Annotated in this window: 17 protein-coding genes; 10 read left to right on the top strand and 7 right to left on the bottom strand. The window is 66.0% G+C overall.

The features are described from left to right. Positions 1 to 19: 19 nt before the first annotated feature. From OG716_RS37315 to OG716_RS37295, 5 genes are all read left to right on the top strand, one after another. Positions 20 to 3,775 (top strand): multifunctional oxoglutarate decarboxylase/oxoglutarate dehydrogenase thiamine pyrophosphate-binding subunit/dihydrolipoyllysine-residue succinyltransferase subunit, encoded by a 3,756-nt coding sequence (locus OG716_RS37315; protein ID WP_405134951.1) that lies wholly within the window; start codon positions 20 to 22, stop codon positions 3,773 to 3,775. A gap of 136 nt (positions 3,776 to 3,911) precedes the next feature. Further along, positions 3,912 to 4,127 (top strand): type II toxin-antitoxin system VapB family antitoxin, encoded by a 216-nt coding sequence (locus OG716_RS37310; RefSeq protein ID WP_405134950.1) that lies wholly within the window; start codon positions 3,912 to 3,914, stop codon positions 4,125 to 4,127. Then, positions 4,124 to 4,552, top strand: coding sequence for a type II toxin-antitoxin system VapC family toxin (locus OG716_RS37305; protein WP_405134949.1), 429 nt, complete (start codon positions 4,124 to 4,126; stop codon positions 4,550 to 4,552). Before OG716_RS37310 ends, OG716_RS37305 begins: the two co-directional genes overlap by 4 nt. A 252-nt stretch (positions 4,553 to 4,804) precedes the next feature. Next, on the top strand, positions 4,805 to 5,497 hold the full coding sequence (locus OG716_RS37300; RefSeq protein WP_405134948.1) for a PadR family transcriptional regulator: 693 nt from the start codon (positions 4,805 to 4,807) through the stop codon (positions 5,495 to 5,497). Positions 5,498 to 5,525: 28 nt separating this feature from the next. Beyond that, entirely contained in the window at positions 5,526 to 7,001 is a 1,476-nt protein-coding gene (locus OG716_RS37295; protein ID WP_405134947.1) for a DHA2 family efflux MFS transporter permease subunit, read from the top strand. A gap of 73 nt (positions 7,002 to 7,074) precedes the next feature. On the opposite strand, the gene OG716_RS37290 is transcribed toward OG716_RS37295, so the two are convergent. From OG716_RS37290 to OG716_RS37265, 6 genes are all read right to left on the bottom strand, one after another. Further along, the gene (locus OG716_RS37290; RefSeq protein ID WP_405134946.1) at positions 7,075 to 7,695 is read right to left on the bottom strand and encodes a Uma2 family endonuclease; all 621 of its coding nucleotides are present in this window, start codon (positions 7,693 to 7,695) and stop codon (positions 7,075 to 7,077) included. 112 nt (positions 7,696 to 7,807) lie between these two features. Beyond that, the gene (locus tag OG716_RS37285; RefSeq protein ID WP_405134945.1) at positions 7,808 to 9,553 is read right to left on the bottom strand and encodes a molybdopterin-dependent oxidoreductase; all 1,746 of its coding nucleotides are present in this window, start codon (positions 9,551 to 9,553) and stop codon (positions 7,808 to 7,810) included. A gap of 376 nt (positions 9,554 to 9,929) precedes the next feature. Beyond that, entirely contained in the window at positions 9,930 to 11,723 is a 1,794-nt protein-coding gene (locus tag OG716_RS37280) for an AMP-dependent synthetase/ligase (protein ID WP_405134944.1), read from the bottom strand. A gap of 125 nt (positions 11,724 to 11,848) precedes the next feature. Next, positions 11,849 to 12,763: an alpha/beta hydrolase gene (locus tag OG716_RS37275; protein ID WP_405134943.1), complete on the bottom strand. Its 915-nt coding sequence runs from the start codon at positions 12,761 to 12,763 to the stop codon at positions 11,849 to 11,851. A 9-nt stretch (positions 12,764 to 12,772) separates the two neighbouring features. Further along, positions 12,773 to 13,603: an SDR family NAD(P)-dependent oxidoreductase gene (locus tag OG716_RS37270; protein ID WP_405134942.1), complete on the bottom strand. Its 831-nt coding sequence runs from the start codon at positions 13,601 to 13,603 to the stop codon at positions 12,773 to 12,775. A 63-nt stretch (positions 13,604 to 13,666) separates the two neighbouring features. Continuing rightward, the gene (locus OG716_RS37265) at positions 13,667 to 15,184 is read right to left on the bottom strand and encodes a flavin-containing monooxygenase (RefSeq protein WP_405134941.1); all 1,518 of its coding nucleotides are present in this window, start codon (positions 15,182 to 15,184) and stop codon (positions 13,667 to 13,669) included. 69 nt (positions 15,185 to 15,253) lie between these two features. Here OG716_RS37265 and OG716_RS37260 point away from each other — a divergent pair, with 69 nt between their 5' ends. Beyond that, on the top strand, positions 15,254 to 15,895 hold the full coding sequence (locus OG716_RS37260; protein ID WP_355119098.1) for a TetR/AcrR family transcriptional regulator: 642 nt from the start codon (positions 15,254 to 15,256) through the stop codon (positions 15,893 to 15,895). A gap of 36 nt (positions 15,896 to 15,931) precedes the next feature. Here OG716_RS37260 and OG716_RS37255 read toward each other — a convergent pair whose 3' ends face one another. Then, a complete protein-coding gene (locus OG716_RS37255; RefSeq protein WP_405134940.1) occupies positions 15,932 to 16,888 on the bottom strand; it encodes a glycine betaine ABC transporter substrate-binding protein in 957 nt (318 codons plus the stop codon). Positions 16,889 to 17,202: 314 nt separating this feature from the next. On the opposite strand from OG716_RS37255, the gene OG716_RS37250 reads away from it, so the two are divergent. Genes OG716_RS37250 through OG716_RS37235 form a run of 4 tightly spaced genes read left to right on the top strand, consistent with a single transcriptional unit; the run spans position 17,203 to position 20,609 of the window. Beyond that, positions 17,203 to 18,099, top strand: coding sequence for an ABC transporter substrate-binding protein (locus tag OG716_RS37250; RefSeq protein WP_355119809.1), 897 nt, complete (start codon positions 17,203 to 17,205; stop codon positions 18,097 to 18,099). A 13-nt stretch (positions 18,100 to 18,112) separates the two neighbouring features. Beyond that, positions 18,113 to 19,264, top strand: coding sequence for an ABC transporter ATP-binding protein (locus tag OG716_RS37245; protein ID WP_405134939.1), 1,152 nt, complete (start codon positions 18,113 to 18,115; stop codon positions 19,262 to 19,264). Beyond that, the gene (locus tag OG716_RS37240) at positions 19,261 to 19,932 is read left to right on the top strand and encodes an ABC transporter permease (protein WP_405134938.1); all 672 of its coding nucleotides are present in this window, start codon (positions 19,261 to 19,263) and stop codon (positions 19,930 to 19,932) included. Before OG716_RS37245 ends, OG716_RS37240 begins: the two co-directional genes overlap by 4 nt. Beyond that, a complete protein-coding gene (locus OG716_RS37235; RefSeq protein WP_405134937.1) occupies positions 19,929 to 20,609 on the top strand; it encodes an ABC transporter permease in 681 nt (226 codons plus the stop codon). Before OG716_RS37240 ends, OG716_RS37235 begins: the two co-directional genes overlap by 4 nt.

Raw genomic sequence — 20,609 nt, 5'->3', positions numbered from 1 at the left:
TCGCAGCGCGAAGAACGAAATGAGGCGAACACCTGCTGTGAGCAGCTCAACAGACCAGTTCGGACAGAACCAGTGGCTTGTCGACGAGATGTATCAGAAGTACAAGCAAGACCCGTCGTCGGTCGATGAGAGCTGGCACGAGTTCCTCGCCGATTACACGCCGGAGAAGACCGGCGACACCGGCAACGGCCAGTCGGCCGCCCCGGCTGCCGTAGCAACCCCGGCCCCCGCCGCCCCGAAGCCCGCGCCCGTTGCCGCGCCCGCCCCGGCCCCGGCTCCCGCCCCGGCCCCGGCGCCCGCGCAGGTGCGTGCCCCGCAGACCACTCCGGCTCCGGCCTCCAACGCCGCCCCCACGTCGGGCGCGCCGAAGGCCGCTGTCACGGACGAGACCAAGATCCTGCGCGGACCTGCCGCCGCGGTCGTCAAGAACATGTCGGCGTCGCTGTCCATCCCGACGGCGACCAGCGTGCGGGCCATCCCCGCCAAGCTGATGATCGACAACCGGCTTGTCATCAACAACCACCTCGCGCGTACCCGCGGTGGCAAGATCTCCTTCACCCACCTGCTCGGCTACGCCATCGTGCAGGGCGTCAAGGCCTTCCCGAACATGAACCGGCACTTCGCCGAAATCGACGGTAAGCCGAATTCGGTCACCCCGGCGCACACCAATCTGGGTCTGGCCATCGATCTGCCCGGCAAGGACGGCAACCGCACGCTGGTTGTCGCGGCCATCAAGAACACCGAGGACATGACCTTCGCGCAGTTCCACACTGCGTACGAGGACATCGTCCGGCGCGCACGCGTCGGCAAGCTCACCGCCGATGACTTCTCCGGTGTCACCATCTCGCTGACCAACCCGGGCACCATCGGCACGAATCACTCTGTGCCGCGGCTGATGCCGGCTCAGGGCGCGATCATCGGCGCGGGCGCCATGGAGTACCCGGCCGAGTTCCAGGGCATGGCCGATGAGCAGCTGGCCGATATCGGCATCGGCAAGCTCATGACGCTGACCTCCACCTACGACCACCGCATCATTCAGGGTGCGGAGTCCGGTGACTTCCTGCGGACCGTGCACAACCTGCTGATCTCGGACGAGTTCTACGACGAGATCTTCCACGGCATGGGTGTCCCCTACGAGCCGGTGCGCTGGCGCAAGGACATCAAGGAACGCGGTATCGACAAGTCGACCCGCGTCCAGGAGATGATCACCGCGTACCGCAACCGCGGTCACCTCATGGCCGATACCGATCCACTGCGGTTGGTGCACGACAAGTTTCGCTCGCATCCGGACCTGGATGTCACCCAGCACGGCCTGACCCTGTGGGATCTGGATCGCGAATTCAATGTCGCGGGCTTCCACGGCCAGGAGCGCATGAAGCTGCGTGATGTGCTGTCCATCCTGCGTGACGCCTACTGCCGCCACGTGGGTGTCGAGTACACCCACATTCTGGATCCCGAACAGCTGCACTGGATTCAGGAGCGCGTCGAGCAGAAGCATGAGAAGCCTTCTGTCGCGGAGCAGAAGTACATCATGTCCCGGCTCAATGCGGCCGAGGCGTTCGAAACCTTCCTGGCCACCAAATACGTTGGGCAGAAGCGCTTCTCGCTCGAGGGCGCCGAATCCGTCATCCCGATGATGGACGGTGTCATCGACCAGTGCGCCGAGTACGCGCTCGACGAGGTCGTCATCGGTATGCCGCACCGCGGCCGCCTGAACGTGCTGGCCAATATCGTCGGCAAGCCCTACTCGAAGATCTTCACCGAGTTCGAGGGCAATATGAACCCGGCCGCCACCCATGGCTCGGGCGATGTGAAGTACCACCTGGGCGCCCGCGGCACCTACATCCAGATGTTCGGCGACAACGACATCGAGGTGTCGCTGACCGCCAACCCGTCGCATCTGGAGGCCGTCGACCCGGTGCTCGAGGGTCTGGTGCGCGCCAAGCAGGATCTGCTCACCAAGGAAGATCTGGTCACCAAGGGCGAAGAGGCGCGCAGCTTCTCCGTCGTGCCGCTCATGCTGCACGGTGACGCGGCCTTCGCCGGTCAGGGTGTTGTCGCCGAGACGCTGAACCTGTCGGGTCTGCGCGGCTACCGCACCGGTGGCACCGTGCACATCGTGGTGAACAACCAGATCGGCTTCACCACCGCTCCCGAGTACTCGCGCTCCACCGAATACTCCACGGATATCGCGAAGTTCATCGGCGCGCCGGTGTTCCACGTGAACGGTGACGACCCCGAAGCCTGTGTGTGGGTGGCGAAGCTGGCCGTCGATTACCGCGAGCGGTTCCACCGCGATGTGGTCATCGACATGATCTGCTACCGCCGTCGCGGCCACAACGAGGGCGACGACCCGTCGATGACGCAGCCGGAGATGTACGACGCCATCGACACCAAGCGCTCGGTCCGCAAGGCGTACACCGAAAGCCTCATCGGCCGTGGAGACATCTCCATGAAAGAGGCCGAGGACGCGCTACGCGACTACCAGGGCCAGTTGGAGCGAATCTTCAACGAGGTGCGCGAGCTGGAGAAGTACGTTCCGGAGCCGTCCGAATCGGTCGAGGACGAGCAGCAGATGCCGACCACCCTGGTCACCGCGGTCGACAAGACCGTGCTGCAGCGCATCGGCGATTCGTTCGTGAACGTGCCCGAGGGCTTCAATGTGCACCAGCGCGTCAAGCCGGTCATGGAGAAGCGCCGCGAAATGGCGTACGAGGGCAAGATCGATTGGGCCATGGCCGAATTGCTCGCCTTCGGTTCGCTGGTCGATGAGGGTAAGGCGGTGCGCCTGACCGGTCAGGATTCGCGTCGCGGCACCTTCTCGCAGCGGCATTCGGTGATCATCGACCGCAAGACCGGTGGCGAGTACACGCCGCTGCACAACATCGGGTCGAAGAATCCGGGCTGGTTCGCGGTGCACGATTCGGCGCTGTCCGAATATGCCGCTGTCGGTTTCGAATACGGCTACTCGCTCGGCAACACAGACGCACTTGTGTTGTGGGAGGCGCAGTTCGGTGACTTCGTCAACGGCGCGCAGACCATCATCGACGAGTTCATCTCCTCCGGTGAGGCCAAGTGGGGCCAGCTGTCCGAGGTTGTGCTGCTGCTGCCGCACGGTCACGAGGGCCAGGGTCCGGACCACACCTCCGGTCGTATCGAGCGGTTCCTGCAGCTGTGCGCCGAGGGTTCGATGACGGTGGCGGTTCCCTCCACCCCGTCGAACTACTTCCACCTGCTGCGCCGGCACGCGCTGGACGGCATTCGCCGCCCGATGGTGGTCTTCACCCCGAAGTCCATGCTGCGCAACAAGGCCGTGGTCTCCGAGGTCGAGGACTTCACCGACAACAAGTTCCGCAGTGTGCTCGAGGAGCCCACCTACGAGACCGGTGACGGTGACCGTTCGAAGGTCAAGCGCATCCTGCTGACCTCCGGCAAGATCTACTACGAGCTGGTCGCGGAGAAGAACAAGAACAAGCGCGACGATGTCGCGATCATCCGCACCGAGCAGCTCTACCCGATCCCGAAGTTCCGTCTCAACGAGGCGCTCGAGGGTTACGCCAACGCCACCGATCTGGCGTGGGTCCAGGAGGAGCCCGCCAACCAGGGCGCCTGGCCGTTCTTCGGCCTGAACCTCCCGGAGATCCTCCCGGCCCGCTTCGCCAAGCTGCGCCGCATCTCCCGCCGCGCCATGTCGGCCCCGTCCTCGGGTTCGTCCAAGGTGCACGCGGTAGAGCAGGCGGAGATCATCGGCGAGGCGTTCGCACCGACCGCATAACCTCCCGATTCACGCGCTGGGCCGGACCTCTCCCCGAGAGATCCGGCGCAGCGCCATTTCGCAGCGAGTCCGTGACCAGCAGTATTACAAATCCCGCGTATTATTGATATCGGCAGATCATAATATGGAGGTGTTCATGGCTACGACAGTCGAGATTCCCGACGAAGTGCTGGCCGAAGCAATGCGCCTCACCGGCCTCACCACCAAGAAGGCGGTCATCAACCTCGCCATGGCGGAGCTCGTTCAGGGCTACCGGCAGCGCGAAGCGTTGACCCGGCTGCAGCGTATGGATCACAACCCATTCCTAACCGAGGAAGAACTCGCTGAGGTGACCACCTCGGACGAGCCGTGACCGCCGGTAGCGATCGGCCCCACTACCTGCTCGACCAATCGGTCATGTCCCACTATTGGACACAGCAGGCAGTGCGTCATCGCGTGGACGAGCTGGCCGTTTTCGGCGTGCTGTGCTCATCGATGGTCACGATGGACGAGGGTCGCTTCAGCGCCCGGAACAAGCGCGATCTCGGGTTCATCACCGAGCTCTACGGCTCGGTATTCCGTTGGCTCCCAACCGATGCCGACGTCGAGAAGCATGCAGCCCACATCCGGTCCGCGCTGTGGAAGATCGGCGCCGGCCGCGGCGCTCAGACCACGGACATCCAGATCGCCGCAATCGCCCTGCGCCACAATGCAACTGTCGTACACAACGACACCGACTTCGTCACCATCCAGCGCGCAGTCCCCGAACTGCGGCAGCTGCGAGTTTCACCCACCTGAGTCGGGACTGAAACCGAAGCGGCACGGGCCGTTTCGGTGAGATAGGCAACACCGCAGCCCACCGGCTCGAGTCGGTGGGCTGCCTCATGGTCGGACTAGGTGTCCTACGACTCCATGCCTCCTTGGTGGCGGGTCAGTAATGACTTGCGCGGGGAATCCTCCGCGTCGTATATTCCACGCGGAATATTTGATGCGGAGGATGTCGGTGGCGGGCGGTAGCGTCGGCGAGCGGCTTATCGGATGGAGGTCCTCATGGCTGACAGGCAGACGGGTGTGGCGCTGACGCCGTTGGGGGTCGCTGTGCTCGCGCTGCTCGAGGAGAAGCCGATGCATCCGTACGAGATGTACCAACTACTCATGACCCGGCACGAGGACGAGCTGGTGAAGATCAAACCCGGCTCGCTCTATCACACGGTGGCCCGGCTGGCCGAGCAGGAACTGGTGGTCGCGGAGGGCACGGATCGGGCCGGTAACCGGCCGGAACGCACCACCTACCGCATCAACCCGGCGGGCCGCGACACCCTGCGCGACCGGATCACGGAAATCCTCCGACGACCCGTCAAGGAGTACCCGATCTTTCCGGTCGGAATGGCCGAGGCGCACAATTTGCCAGTGCACGATGTGATCGTTTTGCTGCGCGAACGCGTCACCTGGATCGACGGCCAGAACGCCGAATACGAGGCGCTGCAGGACTGGGTCGTCGCCCGGAAGGTGCCGCGGCGTTTCTGGATGGTGATCGAGTACCTGCACGTCATGACCGTCACCGAAGGCGAATGGTTGCGCCGCGTCCTCACCGAACTGGAGAGCGGCGAGCTGCCGTGGGACAGCTTCGGCGAGGAGACCGGTGAGCGCAACAGCAATTGTGAAGCGCAACTGGGCGCCGGTTGGGGCGCCGGCCTCAGCGAATCGGACTTCGCGGCCGTCCGTAAGGGCATCGTCCCGTGAACACAGACCTCAGATAGGAACCAATCCCATGTCCACTCAACGCAATCCGTGGTTGGCGCTATACGCGCTGGTTGTCGGGTTCTTCATGATCCTGCTGGACATGACCATCGTCGCGGTGGCCAATCCGGCGATCAAGGAGGCCTTCGACGCCGACTACAACAAGGTCATCTGGGTCACCAGCGCCTACCTGCTCGCCTACGCCGTACCACTGCTGGTGGCCGGGCGCCTCGGCGATCGCTTCGGCCCCAAGAACATCTACCTCATCGGCCTGGTCGTCTTCACCGCCGCCTCGCTGTGGTGCGCCGAATCGGGCAGCATCGAGATGCTCATCGCGGCCCGCGCCGTGCAGGGCCTGGGCGCGGCGCTCATGACGCCGCAGACCATGGCCGTCATCACCCGCACCTTCCCGCCGGACAAGCGCGGCGCGGCCATGGGTCTGTGGGGCGGCGTCGCCGGTCTGGCCACGCTCGTCGGCCCCATCCTGGGCGGCGTGCTGGTCGATTGGAAGGGCTGGCAGTGGATCTTCTATGTGAACGTGCCGATCGGCGTCGTGGCGTTCGCGCTGGTGGTCTGGCTGGTGCCCGCACTGGAAACCCATGAGCACAAGTTCGACTTCGTGGGCGTGGCGCTCTCGGGCATCGGCATGTTCCTGCTGGTGTTCGGCATTCAGGAGGGCGGCACCCGCGATTGGGACACCATCACCTGGCTGATGATCGGCGGCGGGCTGGTCGTGCTCGCGCTGTTCGTGGTCAATCAGGCCCGCAACAGCGATGAGCCGCTGGTGCCGATGAGCCTGTTCAAGGACCGCAACTTCTCACTGTCGAGCCTGGCCATCGCCTCGATGGGTGCGGCCATCACCGCCACCTTCGTGCCGTTCTACTTCTTCCTGCAGCAGGTGCACGGCATGTCGCCGACCAGGTCCGCACTGGTGCTGGCACCGATGGCGATCCTGACCGGCGTGTTCGCGCCGATCATCGGCAAGATCTCGGACCGCATGCCGCCGCGGGTGCTGCCGACCATCGGCTTCGCGGTCTTCGCGGCCAGCATCTTCGGTTTCGCGCTACTGATGAAGCCGGACACCTCGATCCCGCTGTTCCTGGTCATCGGCGCGGTCGCCGGTATCGCGAATGCCTGCATCTGGGCGCCGCTGGCCACCACCGCCACCCACAACCTGCCGATTCAGCAGGCCGGTGCGGGCGCGGGCGTGTACAACACCACCCGTCAGGTGGGTTCGGTGCTCGGCTCCGCAGCCATCGCGGCTCTGATGTCGTCGCGTCTGGCGGCGCAGCACCTGGGCGGCGGGCCCGCCATGGAGGGCGGCGGCGGTTCGGCCAAGCTGCCGCCGGAGATCGCGGACCGGATCAGCACCGCGCTGAGCCAGTCCATGTACCTGCCGGCCTGCATCCTGCTGATCGGTGTGGCGGCGTCCGCGCTGTTCATCGGTCACGGCAAGGCTCCCGGCAAGCCGGCGGCCGCACCCGCCAAGGCGGATGTGGCGGCCTGAATCAGCCTGTGGCACAACGGAGGCCCTCTTCGCAGCTGCGGAGGGGGCCTCTCCCGTCGGTAGCGCGAAGCCGTCAGTAGAGCAGGCCGTAGAGCCGCGTCCAGTCGATGCGAATCTCGATCGGCATGTCCACCAAGGATTCTCCGCCGAGCGGATGCAACCGGCGATGCGGGCGATAGCGGTCGAGCACCAGCACATGGGTCTGAATGGCGGTCACATGATCGCGATCCAGATACACGAGCCAGTACCAGGGAATGCCCGCCTGCGCGTATTCGGCCTGCTTGTCGGTGGTGTCGACGCGTTCGGTCACCGGCGAGACCACTTCGACGGCGATCTTGACCCGGGCGGCGGGCAGCGGCACGGAACCCGTTGGCGCGCAAGAGAACATGGCGATATCCGGCCGCCGCAGCGTGAGCCGCGGCGATTCCCACAGCAGCACATCCTGATCGGTGCCGACGTACAGCGGGCCGTCGTTGTAGCGGCTCATATGCGCTTCGGCGCCGGCCTCCATCATGACACCGAGCCGGCGGGCCGCGTTCTCGTGCCGATGCGCCGGCGGTTCGGCGCGCACCACATCACCGTTCACCACTTCGACGAGTCGGCAGAAATCACGGGGTAGTTGATTCCAGACATCGAGGGTGATCGGTTCGGGCTGCAGGTTTTCCGCCCGCGCCCATTCGAGTACTCCGGTCATGCGCGCTCCCTTGGATGGGCGTCGACGGCCGGGCCGATCGTAAACCGCGCGCGCTTTCAACAAGGGCGTTCGGCATTTTCAGCGCTCCAAACACCCCGGCAATTGCGATAATTCAGCCGATTCGGACAGAGATCGAGGGGTAACCGGTCGCACCGTCGGGCACCGGATAGGCCACATCGGAGGTCTGCACCACACCGGAGCCGTCGGTGGCGCGCGCCCACACGGTGTGCAGACCGGAGGTGGCCTGCCAATCGAAAGCCCACTGCCGCCAGGTATCGATCGACGGTTCGGCGGCCAGTCGCGCAGGCTGCCACGCACCATTGTCGATTCGCACCTCGACCGCCTCGATGCCCCGGTGCTGCGCCCACGCCACCCCGGCAACGGTGACCCGGCCCGGTGCGAGCGAACTCGCCGTCGGGGTGTCGATGCGGGTACCGGTCTTGATCGGGCCGTCCTGCGACCAGCCGCGCTTGGTCCAATACGCCTGCGCGCGATCGAATCTCGTGATCTCGATATCGGTCACCCATTTGGTCGCCGAGACATAGCCGTACAGGCCCGGCACCACCAGTCGCACCGGATATCCGTGCGCCGTGGGCAGCGGTTCACCGTTCATGCCCACGGCCAGCAGGGCGTCGCGGCCGTCCATGAGAGCGGCCAGCGGGCTGCCCGCGGTGAAGCCGTCGACACTGGTGGAGAGCGCCATATCCGCATCGGGATGCGGACCCGCCTCGGTGAGCAGCTCGTCCAGCCGATAGCCCAGCCAGCTGGCATTGCCGATGAGATCTCCGCCGACCGGATTGGAGACACAGGTCAGCGTCACCAGCTTCTCGACGGCCTTCCGGGCGGCGAGATCGGCATAGGTGAGCCGTATTTCGCGATCCACCATGCCGTGAATGCGCAGTGACCAGCTGTCCTTGCTCACCTGCGGGACGGTCAGCGCGGTATCGATCCGGTAGAAGCCGGCATTCGACGTGAGATACGGCGTGAGGCCGGGGATTTTGAGATCCGCCGCCGGATCGACCACGGGCACCGGCCCGGCCGGAGACGGCAACTGCACCTCGGCGCGCTCACTCGACACATTGTGCGAGCGCAGCCCCAGCACGCGCCCCACCACACCGGCGCCGATGCCCGCCGCCGCGGCAATCACTATGCCCCGCACGACCTGTCGCCGCTGCAGCGCCGGCTCGAACCCGGAGTCGTCCGCGGCCGATCGACCGGCACCACCGGGCACGGATCCGGCGGCCACCGCAGTATTCGCAGCCGCGTCAGGCGAAATATCATCCGCCCCAGCGGATTCGCCCGCGGCCGGACCGATTCCGCGCAGATCCGTTGCAGGCCCGACCGGAGCCACCGCCCCGCCGGTTGCCGAAATCTTCGTAAGCGCTTCCGCCGCAGCTTCTTTCGAGACGAGCTCCGCCGATGCTGCGGCGAATTCCTCGACACGCCGAATCAGGTTGCGCAGCACCGCAATGCCAGCCCAGGCGCCCAGCAGGGAGGGCAACGCCCACGTCCATCCGGCCTCCGGGCGACCCACGGCCGCGAGCAGCGACAGCAGCCCGAAGACGGCGAAGGCGATCGATCCCACCGGCCGCCGTATCCGTTCGGCAAACCCCGCCAGCCCGGCGACCAGCACTGTCACAATGCCCATCGAAATGAACAGCAGCAGTTTGTCATCGGTGCCGACGGTCTCGATCACCCGCTCGCGCACGGTATCGGGCGTATGGTCGATCACCCAGGCCCCGACCGCCTGCAACGGCGAGCTATCGGGGCTGATCAGCACAGACACCACTTCGGCGACACCCAGGGTCACCCCGGCCGCTGCCACTCCACTAGCTATCCGCAGTCCACGCTCGGCCACAAATCCGACCCTACTGCGGTATCGAGCCCCGGGACCCGCGCGGAAAATGACATTCCGGTGACGGCACGCGCTATGGCCAGCGGCACGCCGAGCCGCGAAAGCCGGTCGCCGCGACTGGGCCGGGGTGTAGTTGATCATCCACGGCACCGAGAACTTATCGGTGACCATGGCGAATGCCTCGGCCCATTCGGTCCTGCCGAGTTGCCTGGCCGCCAGCGGCGAATTCGCGGTATCGACCTGCTGTCCTGCCGGGCGGAGGAGGCCATCGACAGGGTGTCGCCGAGCGGCAGGTCGATGTGCGCGATGCCGTTCTTCGGCGCACATGACAAAGGGCGCTGCCTGCGAGATATCCGCCGGCAGCGCCCTTTTCGATGGTTCAGGAGTAGATGGCCGCCACGTCGGCCGCGTACTGCTTCATGACCACATTGCGCTTGAGCGAGAGCTTCGGGGTGAGCTCGCCGCCCTCCTGGGTCCAGTCGACCGGCAGAATGCGGATCTTCTTGATCGCCTCGGCGTGCGAGACCAGCTTGTTGGTGGCCGCGACGGCCTCGTTGATCTCCCCGACCAGTGCCGGGTTCTCGATCAGGTGCTCGATCGAGGTGCCGGCCGGAATGCCGTTGCGTTCCTTCCAGCCCGGCAGCGCTTCGGGATCGAGGGTGATGAGCGCGCCGATGAACGGCTCGCCGTCGCCGACAACCATGACCTGGCTGATCAGCGGGTTCTGTCGCAGCGAATCCTCGAGCATGGTCGGCGAGACGTTCTTACCGCCGGCGGTGACGAGGATTTCCTTCTTGCGGCCGGTGATGGAGATGAAGCCGTTCTCGTCGATCGCGCCCAGATCGCCGGTCTTGAACCAGCCGTCTTCGGCGAAGGCGTCGGCGCTGGCCTCGGGGTTCTTCCAGTAGCCGGAGAAGACGACCGGTCCGCGGATGAACAGCTCGCCGTCCTCGGCGACCTTGGCGCCGTGGCCGGGCAGCGGGCGGCCGACCGAGCCGACCTTGATGTGCTTGGGGGTGTTCACGCTGACGGCGGCGGTGGACTCGGTCAGACCGTAGCCCTCGTAGATGGTGACGCCGGCGCCGCGGAAGTAGTGGCCCAGGCGCGCGCCCAGCGGACCGCCGCCGGATACCGCGGAACTGCACTGCCCGCCCATGGCCTCGCGCAGCTTGCTGAAGACCAGCTTGTCGAGCACTGTGTGCTTGAGCTCGAGGACCAGGCCCGGGCCGCCGTTCTGCAGCGATTCGCTGTAGGCGACAGCCACATCGGTGGCGTAGTCGAAGATCTTGCCCTTACCGGCGTCGTGCGCCTTCTGCTTGGCGCCGTTGAAGACCTTCTCGAACACGCGCGGCACCGAGAGGATGAAGTTCGGCTTGTACTGCCCGAACTGCTCGACCAGCGTGGACCAGTCGGAGCTGTGCGCGACGGTGACGCCGGCATCGAAGGCGGCCAGCGCGACGGCCCGCGCGAAGACGTGCGCCAGCGGCAGGAACAGCAGCGACCGCTGACCGGGGCGCAGGAATTCGCTCATGGCGGAGCGGTCGGCGGCCGATTCGGCGTACAGGTTGGCATGCGAGAGCATGACTCCCTTGGGCCGTCCGGTGGTGCCGGAGGTGTAGATGAGGGTGGCGGGCGATTCGGCCTTCACCTGCGCGCGGCGCTCGTGGATCACCGAGTCGTCGATATCCGCACCGCGAGCGGTCAGATCACCGATCGCGTCCTTGTCGACCTGCAGAACTTCCTTCAGATCACCGAGTCCGCCTTCGATTTCCGCGATGGTGGCCCGGTGCTTCTCGTTCTGCACAACGGTGATCTTGGTGGCGGAATCGGCGAGGATCCAGCGGACCTGCTCGGCCGAAGAACTGTCGAAGATGGCGACGGTGCAACCACCGGCGGCCCAGATGGCGAAGTCCAGCACGACCCACTCGTAAGAGGTGGCGGCCATGATGGCGACGCGGTCCCCGAGTTCGATGCCGGAGGCGACCAGTCCCTTGGCAACGCCGGTGACGGCCTTCGCGAATTCCGTCGCCGTGACGTCGCTCCAGCCGCCCTTACCGTCCGGAACATTGAAGACGACCAGTTCAGGGGTCTTCTCAGCATGCCGGAACGCACCGTCCGACATATTGGCGTTTTCCGGAATGGTGTAGGTAGCCGGGACTTCGAACTCTCGCATCGTTGCCCTTCCACAGTGAGTTATACCGGCGGGTAATTTACGCCACGCTTACATGTCACACCCGGCAGCCCGCCCGAACAGGTTCTCGTTTGCTGTTCGAACGGGCGCCGCGATCGGTACCGCCTCTATCCTATGGATCGAGTTTGTGCAGGTCGAAGTGCCTGTCGCAAGAACTCACCGAGTTCGCGGGTAATCGCCGCCGCCGGAGCGACCAGGGATGCCTGCAATTGCGACACGTGCCAGAGGCCGTCGGTCTCGGTGAACCGGGTGTCGACACCCGCCGCGCGCAATTTCGCGACCAGCCGCGTGCACTGCTCGTGCAGCAGTTCGGACCTGTCGGCCTGCACATAGGTGGGCGGCAGCCCGTGCAGATCGCCGAGCATCGGCGCGTAGCCGGTGTCGGAACCATCGCCGTTGCCGAGGTAGGCGGCCGCGCAGGCCCGCGACCACGGCTTGTTGATGACCAGATCGCGGGTGCGGACCGGAACCTCGTTGGGATCGCCCCACGGCGCGATGAGACCCAGCGCCGCCGGGGTCATGCCGTGCTTGTCCCGCAGGCGCAGCGCCAGGGCCAGCGAGAGCCCGCCGCCGGCCGAATCACCGGCCACCGCAATGCGTTCCGGCTGGTAGCCGAAGGCGACCAGTTCCAGGAACGCCGCCTCGGCATCGTCGAGCGCGGCCGGGAACGGATGCTCGGGCGCCAGCCGGTAGTCCAATACCTGTATCGGGCAACCGGTTTCGCGCGCCAAATAACCCGCCAGCGGGCGGTGCGTGACGGGCGAGCCGACCGTATAACCGCCGCCGTGCAGGTAGAGCACGGTGGCGGTATCGGTGGCGGGGCCGAGCGTGACCCGCTCGGCGGGCCGCCCGCCCAGCCGGACCCGCTCCACATGGATGCCACGCGGGGCGCCCTGGGCGGGCGCGCTCAGATTCATCAGCGCCCGCTGCGCCGCGAACGGCAGCCGCTTGTTCAATATCACACGGAACATCGGATGCAGGACCAGGCGGGCAACGGGTAGGGGCAGTTTCACATCGGGCATATCGAATTCCTAAGGCAGGAAACGCTTCTGAACCACGGCGGAGATGCGCTGGTAGTACGAACCGGTACTGCGCACGAAAAGGTCGAGAAGCTTTGCCTCCCAGCCGATCAGCACCCGGCCGTGGCCACGGGCCACGCCCTCGGTAATGGTCTGCGCGGCCATTTCCGGGGTGTGCAGGGCGAGCTGCTTGTCGAACAGGGCGGCCAGGTTCTTCTGGTCCAGGCCCTCGGCGACGGTGGAATTGCGGGCCACCGCGGTCTTGATGCCGCCGGGGTGCACACAGGTCACCTTGACCGGATCGCCGCTGATCAGCATTTCCTGGCGCAGCGCCTCGGTGAAGCCGCGCACCGCGAATTTCGCTGCGTTGTAAGCACTCTGGCCGGGCACCGCGATCAGGCCGAACAGGCTGGAGATGTTCACCACGTGGCCGGAGCCGGATTCGATGAGGTACGGCAGGAATGCCTTGGTGCCGTTGACGACTCCGTAGAAATCGACATCCATGATGCGGTCGATGTCTTTGAAGTCCGTCTTGATCACATCACCGTGGTGCGCGATTCCGGCATTGTTGTAGATCTGGTTGACCTTGCCGAAGTGCTTCTTCACCGCATCGGCGTAGAGCAGAACGGATTCGCGCTCGGCGACGTTCAGGCGATCGGATTTGATGTCGACGCCGAACTTCTCGCACCGCTTGACGGTCTCGGCGAGACCTTCGGTGTCGATATCCGACAGCGCGAGCTTGGCCCCGCGACGGCCCAGGTTCTCCGCGAGGGCGCGGCCGATACCGGATCCGGCGCCGGTGATCACGCAGACCTTGTCCTTGAAGTAAGCATCGTTGCTCACGGGTTTACCACTTTCGATTGTCTAGGTCCCGCTCCGAATGACGTGGCGGGGTGAGTCGGAGGTTTAAGCGACAGGTACTGCGGCCGTGGAGGTCTCGTACGCGTCCACATCGAACTTCTCGAGCAGACCACGGAAGCGGAAGGTGAAATCCGGCCACAGTGTGGTGTTGTTGCCGTGCTTGTCGAGGTACCAGGAGGCGCAACCGCCGGTGTTCCACACCGCGCCGGTGAGCTTCTTCTGCAGATCGACGTTGTATTCGTCCTGCACATCCTTGCGGACCTCGACAGTACGCAGGCCCAGCTTGTCGATGGTAGCCACGGCGTCGGCAATGTAATTGATCTGCGATTCGATCATGTACACCATCGAGGTGTGGCCCAGGCCGACATTCGGGCCGAGCATGAAGAACATGTTCGGGTAGTTGTTGATGGCCGAACCCTTGTAACCCTGCTGGCCGATGGCGTCGAAGACCTCCGACATCGTGCGGCCGTCGCGACCGGAAATGGTCTCGTAGGCAGGCGAATCGGTGACATGGAAGCCGGTCGCCACGATGATGGCGTCCACCTCGCGCTCGACGCCGTCCTTGGTGACGACGGAATTGCCGCGAATCTCCTGGATGCCGTCGGTGACGACATCGACATTGTCGCGGCCCAGCGCCGGGTAGTACTCGTTCGAGATGAGCATGCGCTTGCACCCGATGCGGAAGTTCGGGGTGACCTTCTTGCGCAGCTCCGGATCCTTGACCTCGATGCGCAGCTTGGCGCGCGCGACGGTCTCCAGGATCTTCATGGCGGGCGGGAACTTGGCCAGGCCGACGACCTGGGTCTCGCGCGCGGCGTAGATGGCGGCGCGCGAGAGCGCCTGCACACCCGGAATGTATTTGAAGGCAAGCTTTTCCGGCGCCAGGTACGGGCGGTCCGCGCGCGGCAGCAGCCACGGGGCGGTGCGCTGGTAGAGGTCCAGATGCGCGACCTGCTTGGCAATGCTCGGCACGATCTGGATCGCGGAGGCGCCGGTGCCGATGACGGCGACGCGCTTGCCGGTCAGATCGGCGTCGTGGTCCCAGCGAGCGGAGTGGAAGATCTCGCCCTGGAAGTCGTTGAGGCCCTTGATATCCGGCAGGTTCGGCTCACAGAGCGCACCGACGGCGGAGATGAGGATCTCGGCGGTGAAATCGCCCTGGCTGGTCTGGATCTCCCAGCGGGCCGTGTCGTTGTTCCACTGTGCGCCGGTCATATCGCAATTGAAGATGTGCTTGTCGCGCACGTTGTACTTGGCGGCGACGGTCTGAATGTACTTCTGGATCTCCGGCTGCTTGGAGAACGAGCGCGACCAGTCCGGATTGAGCGCGAAGGAGTACGAGTACAGCTGCGACGGCACATCGCAAGCCGCGCCGGGATAGGTGTTGTCCCGCCAGGTGCCGCCGACATCATTACCGCGCTCGAGCACGAGATAGTCGTTGCGACCCTGCTGGCTCAGCCGGATTGCCATGCCCAGGCCCGAGAACCCGCTGCCGACGATGATGATGCGGGAGTGCCGTACGGGACGGTTGCCGACAGCCTTGTCTGTAACCTTGCGACTCATATATCCGAGCGTAGGGTCTTATTGAGTTGGAGTCAACAGTATTGACTCGCGTTCAGTAAGATTGGACCCATGACCAAGGAGCACAGCGTGAGCAAACCGGATTCCGGGGCCAAACGCACACGCCTGAGCCCCGACGAACGTCGCCAGCAGTTGATCACACTGGGCGCCCGCATGCTGCGCGAACGCGCCCTGGAAGACGTCTCCATCAGCGAGATCGCCGAACAGGCCGGCATCTCCCGCGGCCTGCTCTTCCACTACTTCCCCACCAAACAGGACTTCCACCTCGCGATCGTCGCGCACGCCAATGCGCAGCTGCTGGAACGCACCACGCCGGACCCGAATCTGGACCCCTTCGACATGCTGCGCGACTCCCTCGAGCGCTACGTCGACTACGTCAGCGAGAACCGCACCTCGTACCTGGCCCTCCTGCGCGGACCCGCCAGCGCCAGCCCCGAACTGGTCGCCATGGTCGACGCCCACCGTCAGGCCCAGGTCGACCGCATCCTCTCCGAAGCCCCCCGCCTCGTCGAGAACGCCGACGGCCCACTCCTGGGCCTGGCGGTCCGAGGCTGGATCGCCTTCGTCGAAGAGACCACCCTCACCTGGCTCCGCGAAGCCCCCGTCACCCGCGACGCCCTGGTGGACATGCTCGTAATCTCCCTCCCCGCCCTGGCCCTGAGCCAGGACCCCTCCGCCGCCGCACATCTCTGAGCGGCCCTGGACGGATTCGTGTGCCGCGCAGGCGAATCAGAGAGCGTGGGCGTCGAGCCAGTCGCGGGCCAGGCTGGCGGGGGCGGCGTGGTTGTCGCGGAGCTGGCGGATCATATCGGCGAGGTCGGTGGTGGTGAGTTCGCCTGCTACGTAGTTGAGTTTGCGGAGTTGCGGGTCGGTGAGGGCGCCTTTGCGGATGATCGGGAGGGCGCTGGCGGCGCGGAAGGCGTAGGCGGGGTCCGCGAGGGGGGTGAGGCCGGCGCCGCCGTCGGGGAGGTAGGCCGGGGGGCCGGAGAGGACTGCCAGTTGGATTTCTCCGGCGGACAGGGCTTTTCGGAGGTCCTCGGTGGTGGGGAAGGTGACGGGGTGCGCGACGGCGCAGCCGTAGGCGGCCTGCAGCGGGGCGACCACATCGCGTTCCGGGTCCAGGGGTGCGCGCATGGGGTCCAGTGGAATACCGGTGGCTATGCCGATGGTGAGGTCGGCGCAGCGGGGAGCGAGGTCCCGCAGTGAGGACGGGTACTCGTCGACACGCGTGGTGAGGGCCACCACCGTCGGGCGCAGATCGGTGCCGTCGGCCACGTCGCCGACGATCAAACCCTCGGGCAGCGCGCTGTTCAGCGCCTTGTTGACGTCGTCGGGAAGCCGTGCGGCGGAGGAGGAGTCGAGAGTGCTGAGCAGATCGCCGCTGATGTCTCCGGCCACCGCGGCGGTATCGGCGTCCAGGGCCGCCAGGTAGCCGGGGCGCTGGCCGAGCCCGCCTTTGACCGCGGTGCGCGCGCCGGTGCGGGCCAGCGCGCCGGCATAGATCTCGGCGAGCATGCCGGACTGCGCGGAGTCACCGGCGCCGACGGTCAGCACCGGTTGGTTGTCACCGGACCCGCAGGCGGCGGCCAGCGCCGCCATCATCACGGCCAGCGCGGAGCGCAGCAGAACCACGCGGGAACGCCGGAGGCCGCGAATCAGCGCGCGGGAGTCTGTGCTGCCCAACATGCGCAACAGTCTGCCGCGCCGGAGGACTCGGCGCGGGATCGGGTCGGCTCCAGCGTGTCTCACCGGCGCGGAGCGAGTGCCGGCGGACGGCGCATAAAGAAACCAACCCTGGGTAGGCAACGTTCGGAGAACAAAACGGGCAGTATGGACAACCAGGTTGGTTCTCCCGATGCGACCTTGTGCCGGAGAGCCCCGCATAACCCCCGCTCGGAAGGACGACAGTGCATTCGCTCATCACCACGCGCGCCGACGGCAGGCGCACCGCCCGCACCGTGCTACGCATCCTGGCCGCCGCAGTGGCACTCGCAGCGGCCATGGCCGCCTCCGCCTGCGGCGGCAATTCCGACAATCCCCTCGGCGGCAAGAGCGACTGCGGAGGCGGCACCGATAAGCTCACCGTTGGTTCGGCCAACTTCCCGGAATCGGAAACCGTCGCCGATGTCTATGCGGAAGCACTGCGCGCCAATGGCTTCCAGATCGACACCAAACTCAATATCGGCAGCCGCGAAGCCTATGTGCCCGCGCTGCGCCAGTGCGCCATCGACCTGATCCCGGACTACACCGGTAACCTGCTGCAGTACCTGGACAAGACCGCGACCGCCACCTCCCCCGCCGATGTGGACGCCGCGCTGACCAAGGCGCTCGGCGATCAACTCGGTGTCGGCGCCTCCGCGCCCGGCGAGGATTCCGACGCGGTGGTCGTCACCAGCGGCACCGCCCAGCGGTGGAATCTCAAGACCATCGCCGATCTGGCCCCGCATTCGGCCGAGGTCAAATATGCCGCGCAGGCCGAATTCGCCGAGCGCCCAGGGGGTCTGCCGGGATTGAAGAAGGTCTACAACCTGGATATCTCGGCGGCCAATTTCGTGCCCATCGCCGACGGCGGCGGCCCGGCCACCGTGCGCGCACTCACCGAGGGCCAGGTGACGGCCGCCGACATCTTCACCACCTCCCCTGATATCGCCACCAATAATCTGGTGGCACTGGCCGATCCGAGCCACAACTTCGCGGCCCAGAACGTGGTGCCGCTGTTCAATACCGCCAAGAAGAGCGACAAGTTGCTCGCGGTGCTCAATGCCGTCTCGGCGAAACTCTCTACCGCCGAACTGATCTCGCTCAATACCGCCGTCTCCGGCTCCGCCAAAACCGAACCGGCCGCGGCCGCGAAGGCGTGGGTGCAGGCGCAGGGGCTGGCCAAGCCCATCGGATAGAAGGCGGAAAACGGTGTCCGACATCGAGTTCAGCGGAGTGACCAAGACCTACCCGGGCGGGACCACCGCCGTGCACGACCTCAGCCTGCGCATCGAATCCGGTTCGTTCACCGTATTCGTCGGCCCGTCCGGCGGCGGCAAGACCACCGCCATGCGCATGATCAACCGGATGATCGCACCGACCAGCGGCACGATTTCCATTGCCGCGAAGGATATTTCGACGATCAATCCGGTTCAGCTGCGGCTCGGCATCGGCTATGTGATCCAGAACGGCGGGCTGCTGCCGCACCGCACCGTGCTCGACAATGTGGCCACCGTGCCGGTGCTGCGCGGCACCTCCCGCCGCGCGGCCCGCGGCGCCGCCCTGGAACTACTGGATCGGGTCGGCCTGGATCGCGCACTGGCGCAGCGGTATCCGGCCCAGCTGTCCGGCGGCCAGCAGCAACGCGTCGGCGTGGCGCGGGCGCTGGCCGCCGATCCGCCCATCCTGCTGATGGACGAACCGTTCAGCGCCGTCGATCCGGTGGTGCGCGCCGAACTGCAGACCGAAATGCAGCGACTGCAGGCCGAAATGCACAAGACGATCGTTTTCGTGACGCACGATATCGACGAAGCCATCAAACTCGGCGATCGGGTCGCCGTCTTCGGACCCGACGGGCATCTGCAGCAGTACGACGAACCGCAGCGCGTACTCTCCCAGCCCGCAACGGATTTCGTGGCCGGCTTCGTCGGCCGCGATCGCGGCTACCGGGAGCTGTCCTTCCGCAGTGCGTCCGCGGTGCCACTGCACGAGCTCGCCGTCATCACGCCGGAACAGGTCGCCGGACTGCGGCTGAACAAGGGCGAATGGCGGCTGGTCGTCGATCCCGATCGGCGTCCGCTCGGCTGGATCGACACCACCGGATTGGAGGGAGTGCGGGCCGGCCGCGCACTCGCGGACAGCATGGCCGCGGGCGGATCGCTCTACCCGCCGGACGGCGACCTGCGCCAGGCCCTCGACGCCGCCATCTCCTCCCCCGCCGAAATCGGTGTGGCCGTGGAACATTCCGGCGCGGTGCGCGGCGGCATCCTCGCCACCGACGTGCTCGAACAACTGACCCGGCAGCGCGCCGCCGAGGACGCCGAACGCAATCGCGCCTTCTTCGAGGAGGAGGCGGCCAAGTGAAGTATCTCCTCGACAATTTCGCGGAGATCGCCGGATACGCGCGCACCCATCTGTACCTGGCTCTGCTACCGCTGCTCATCGGCCTGGTCATCGCCATTCCCGCCGGGGCCCTGGCGCACCGGCTGCGCTGGTTGCGCCGCATCACCACCACCGCCGCGAGCATCGCCTTCACGATTCCCTCGCTGGCACTGTTCGTGATCATTCCCCCGCTGGTCGGCATTGCCGTCATCGATCCGCTGAATGTGGTTATCGCACTGACCATCTACTCGGTGGCGCTGCTGGTGACGGCGGTGCCCGCCGCCCTGGATTCGGTGCCCGCCGGGGTACTCGATGCCGCCGACGCCATCGGCTATACGCCGCTGCGCCGCGTGCTCACCGTCGACTTCCCGCTCGCCCTACCGGTTTTCGTCGCCAATCTGCGCGTGGTCGCGGTCACCAATATCTCCATGGTGACCGTCGGCGCGCTCATCGGCGTGGGCGGACTCGGCAAGCTCTTCACCCAGGGCTATCAGCGCGACTATCCGGACGAGATCGTGGCGGGCATCATCGTGGTGCTGGCGCTGGCGCTGATCATGGACCGGCTGCTGTATCTGCTCGGGCGGCTGGCCACCCCGTGGCTGCGCGCCGGCGCGATACCCGGCCGCCGGGCGAAAGACGCTGCGGCATGAACCTTTTCCTCGACGCCTGGCATTTTCTCACCGACGGCGCGAACTGGTCCGGGCCCACCGGCATCGAAACCCGTATCGCACAGCATCTTTGGTACAGCGTGCTCGCCGTAGGGCTCTCGGCGCTGATCGCGCTGCCGATCGGGCTGGTGGTGGGCCACACCCACCGCGGGTCCGCCGTCATCGTCGGCTTCGCCAATGCCATGCGCGCCCTGCCGACCCTGGGCCTGCTCACCTTCGTGGTGCTGCTGCTCGGACTGGGGCTGTTCCCGCCGATCCTGGCGCTGCTGACCGTCGGGATTCCGCCGCTGCTGGCGGGCGCCTACGCCGGTATCGCCACTGTCGATCCGGCGGTGGTGGACGCTTCGCGCGCCATGGGCATGACCGAACGCCAGGTGCTCTTCCGCGTCGAACTGCCCAATGCGCTGCCCGTCCTGCTCACCGGCCTGCGCGCGGCCACACTTCAGGTGGTCGCGACCGCCACCATTGCCGCCTACGTCAATCTGGGTGGACTCGGCCGCTACATCTTCGACGGCATCGGGCTCTACAAATACGACCGCGTGCTGGTCGGAGCCATCCTGGTGGCGGCCCTGGCACTGGCGCTGGACGGCGTGCTCGCCTTCGTCGTCTGGCTGTCGGCCCCGGGCGCCGGGCGACTGCGCCGCCGGAACACGCATTGA

It is taken from the genome of Nocardia sp. NBC_01388, from assembly GCF_045040085.1.
GTDB lineage: Bacteria > Actinomycetota > Actinomycetes > Mycobacteriales > Mycobacteriaceae > Nocardia.
The sequence above is the reverse complement of the archived record's forward strand: the minus strand, read 5'-3'. Positions and strand labels throughout refer to the sequence as shown.

Bases quoted from the DNA above. Each gene is read 5' to 3' on its own strand.
- OG716_RS37300 (WP_405134948.1), top strand. From the start codon at position 4,805: ATGGCTGACAGGCAGACGGGTGTGGCGCTGACGCCGTTGGGGGTCGCT.
- OG716_RS37315 (WP_405134951.1), top strand. From the start codon at position 20: ATGAGGCGAACACCTGCTGTGAGCAGCTCAACAGACCAGTTCGGACAG.
- OG716_RS37275 (WP_405134943.1), bottom strand. From the start codon at position 12,763: ATGCCCGATGTGAAACTGCCCCTACCCGTTGCCCGCCTGGTCCTGCAT.
- OG716_RS37265 (WP_405134941.1), bottom strand. From the start codon at position 15,184: ATGAGTCGCAAGGTTACAGACAAGGCTGTCGGCAACCGTCCCGTACGG.
- OG716_RS37280 (WP_405134944.1), bottom strand. From the start codon at position 11,723: ATGCGAGAGTTCGAAGTCCCGGCTACCTACACCATTCCGGAAAACGCC.
- OG716_RS37290 (WP_405134946.1), bottom strand. From the start codon at position 7,695: ATGACCGGAGTACTCGAATGGGCGCGGGCGGAAAACCTGCAGCCCGAA.
- OG716_RS37260 (WP_355119098.1), top strand. From the start codon at position 15,254: ATGACCAAGGAGCACAGCGTGAGCAAACCGGATTCCGGGGCCAAACGC.
- OG716_RS37295 (WP_405134947.1), top strand. From the start codon at position 5,526: ATGTCCACTCAACGCAATCCGTGGTTGGCGCTATACGCGCTGGTTGTC.
- OG716_RS37310 (WP_405134950.1), top strand. From the start codon at position 3,912: ATGGCTACGACAGTCGAGATTCCCGACGAAGTGCTGGCCGAAGCAATG.
- OG716_RS37235 (WP_405134937.1), top strand. From the start codon at position 19,929: ATGAACCTTTTCCTCGACGCCTGGCATTTTCTCACCGACGGCGCGAAC.
- OG716_RS37250 (WP_355119809.1), top strand. From the start codon at position 17,203: ATGGCCGCCTCCGCCTGCGGCGGCAATTCCGACAATCCCCTCGGCGGC.
- OG716_RS37255 (WP_405134940.1), bottom strand. From the start codon at position 16,888: ATGTTGGGCAGCACAGACTCCCGCGCGCTGATTCGCGGCCTCCGGCGT.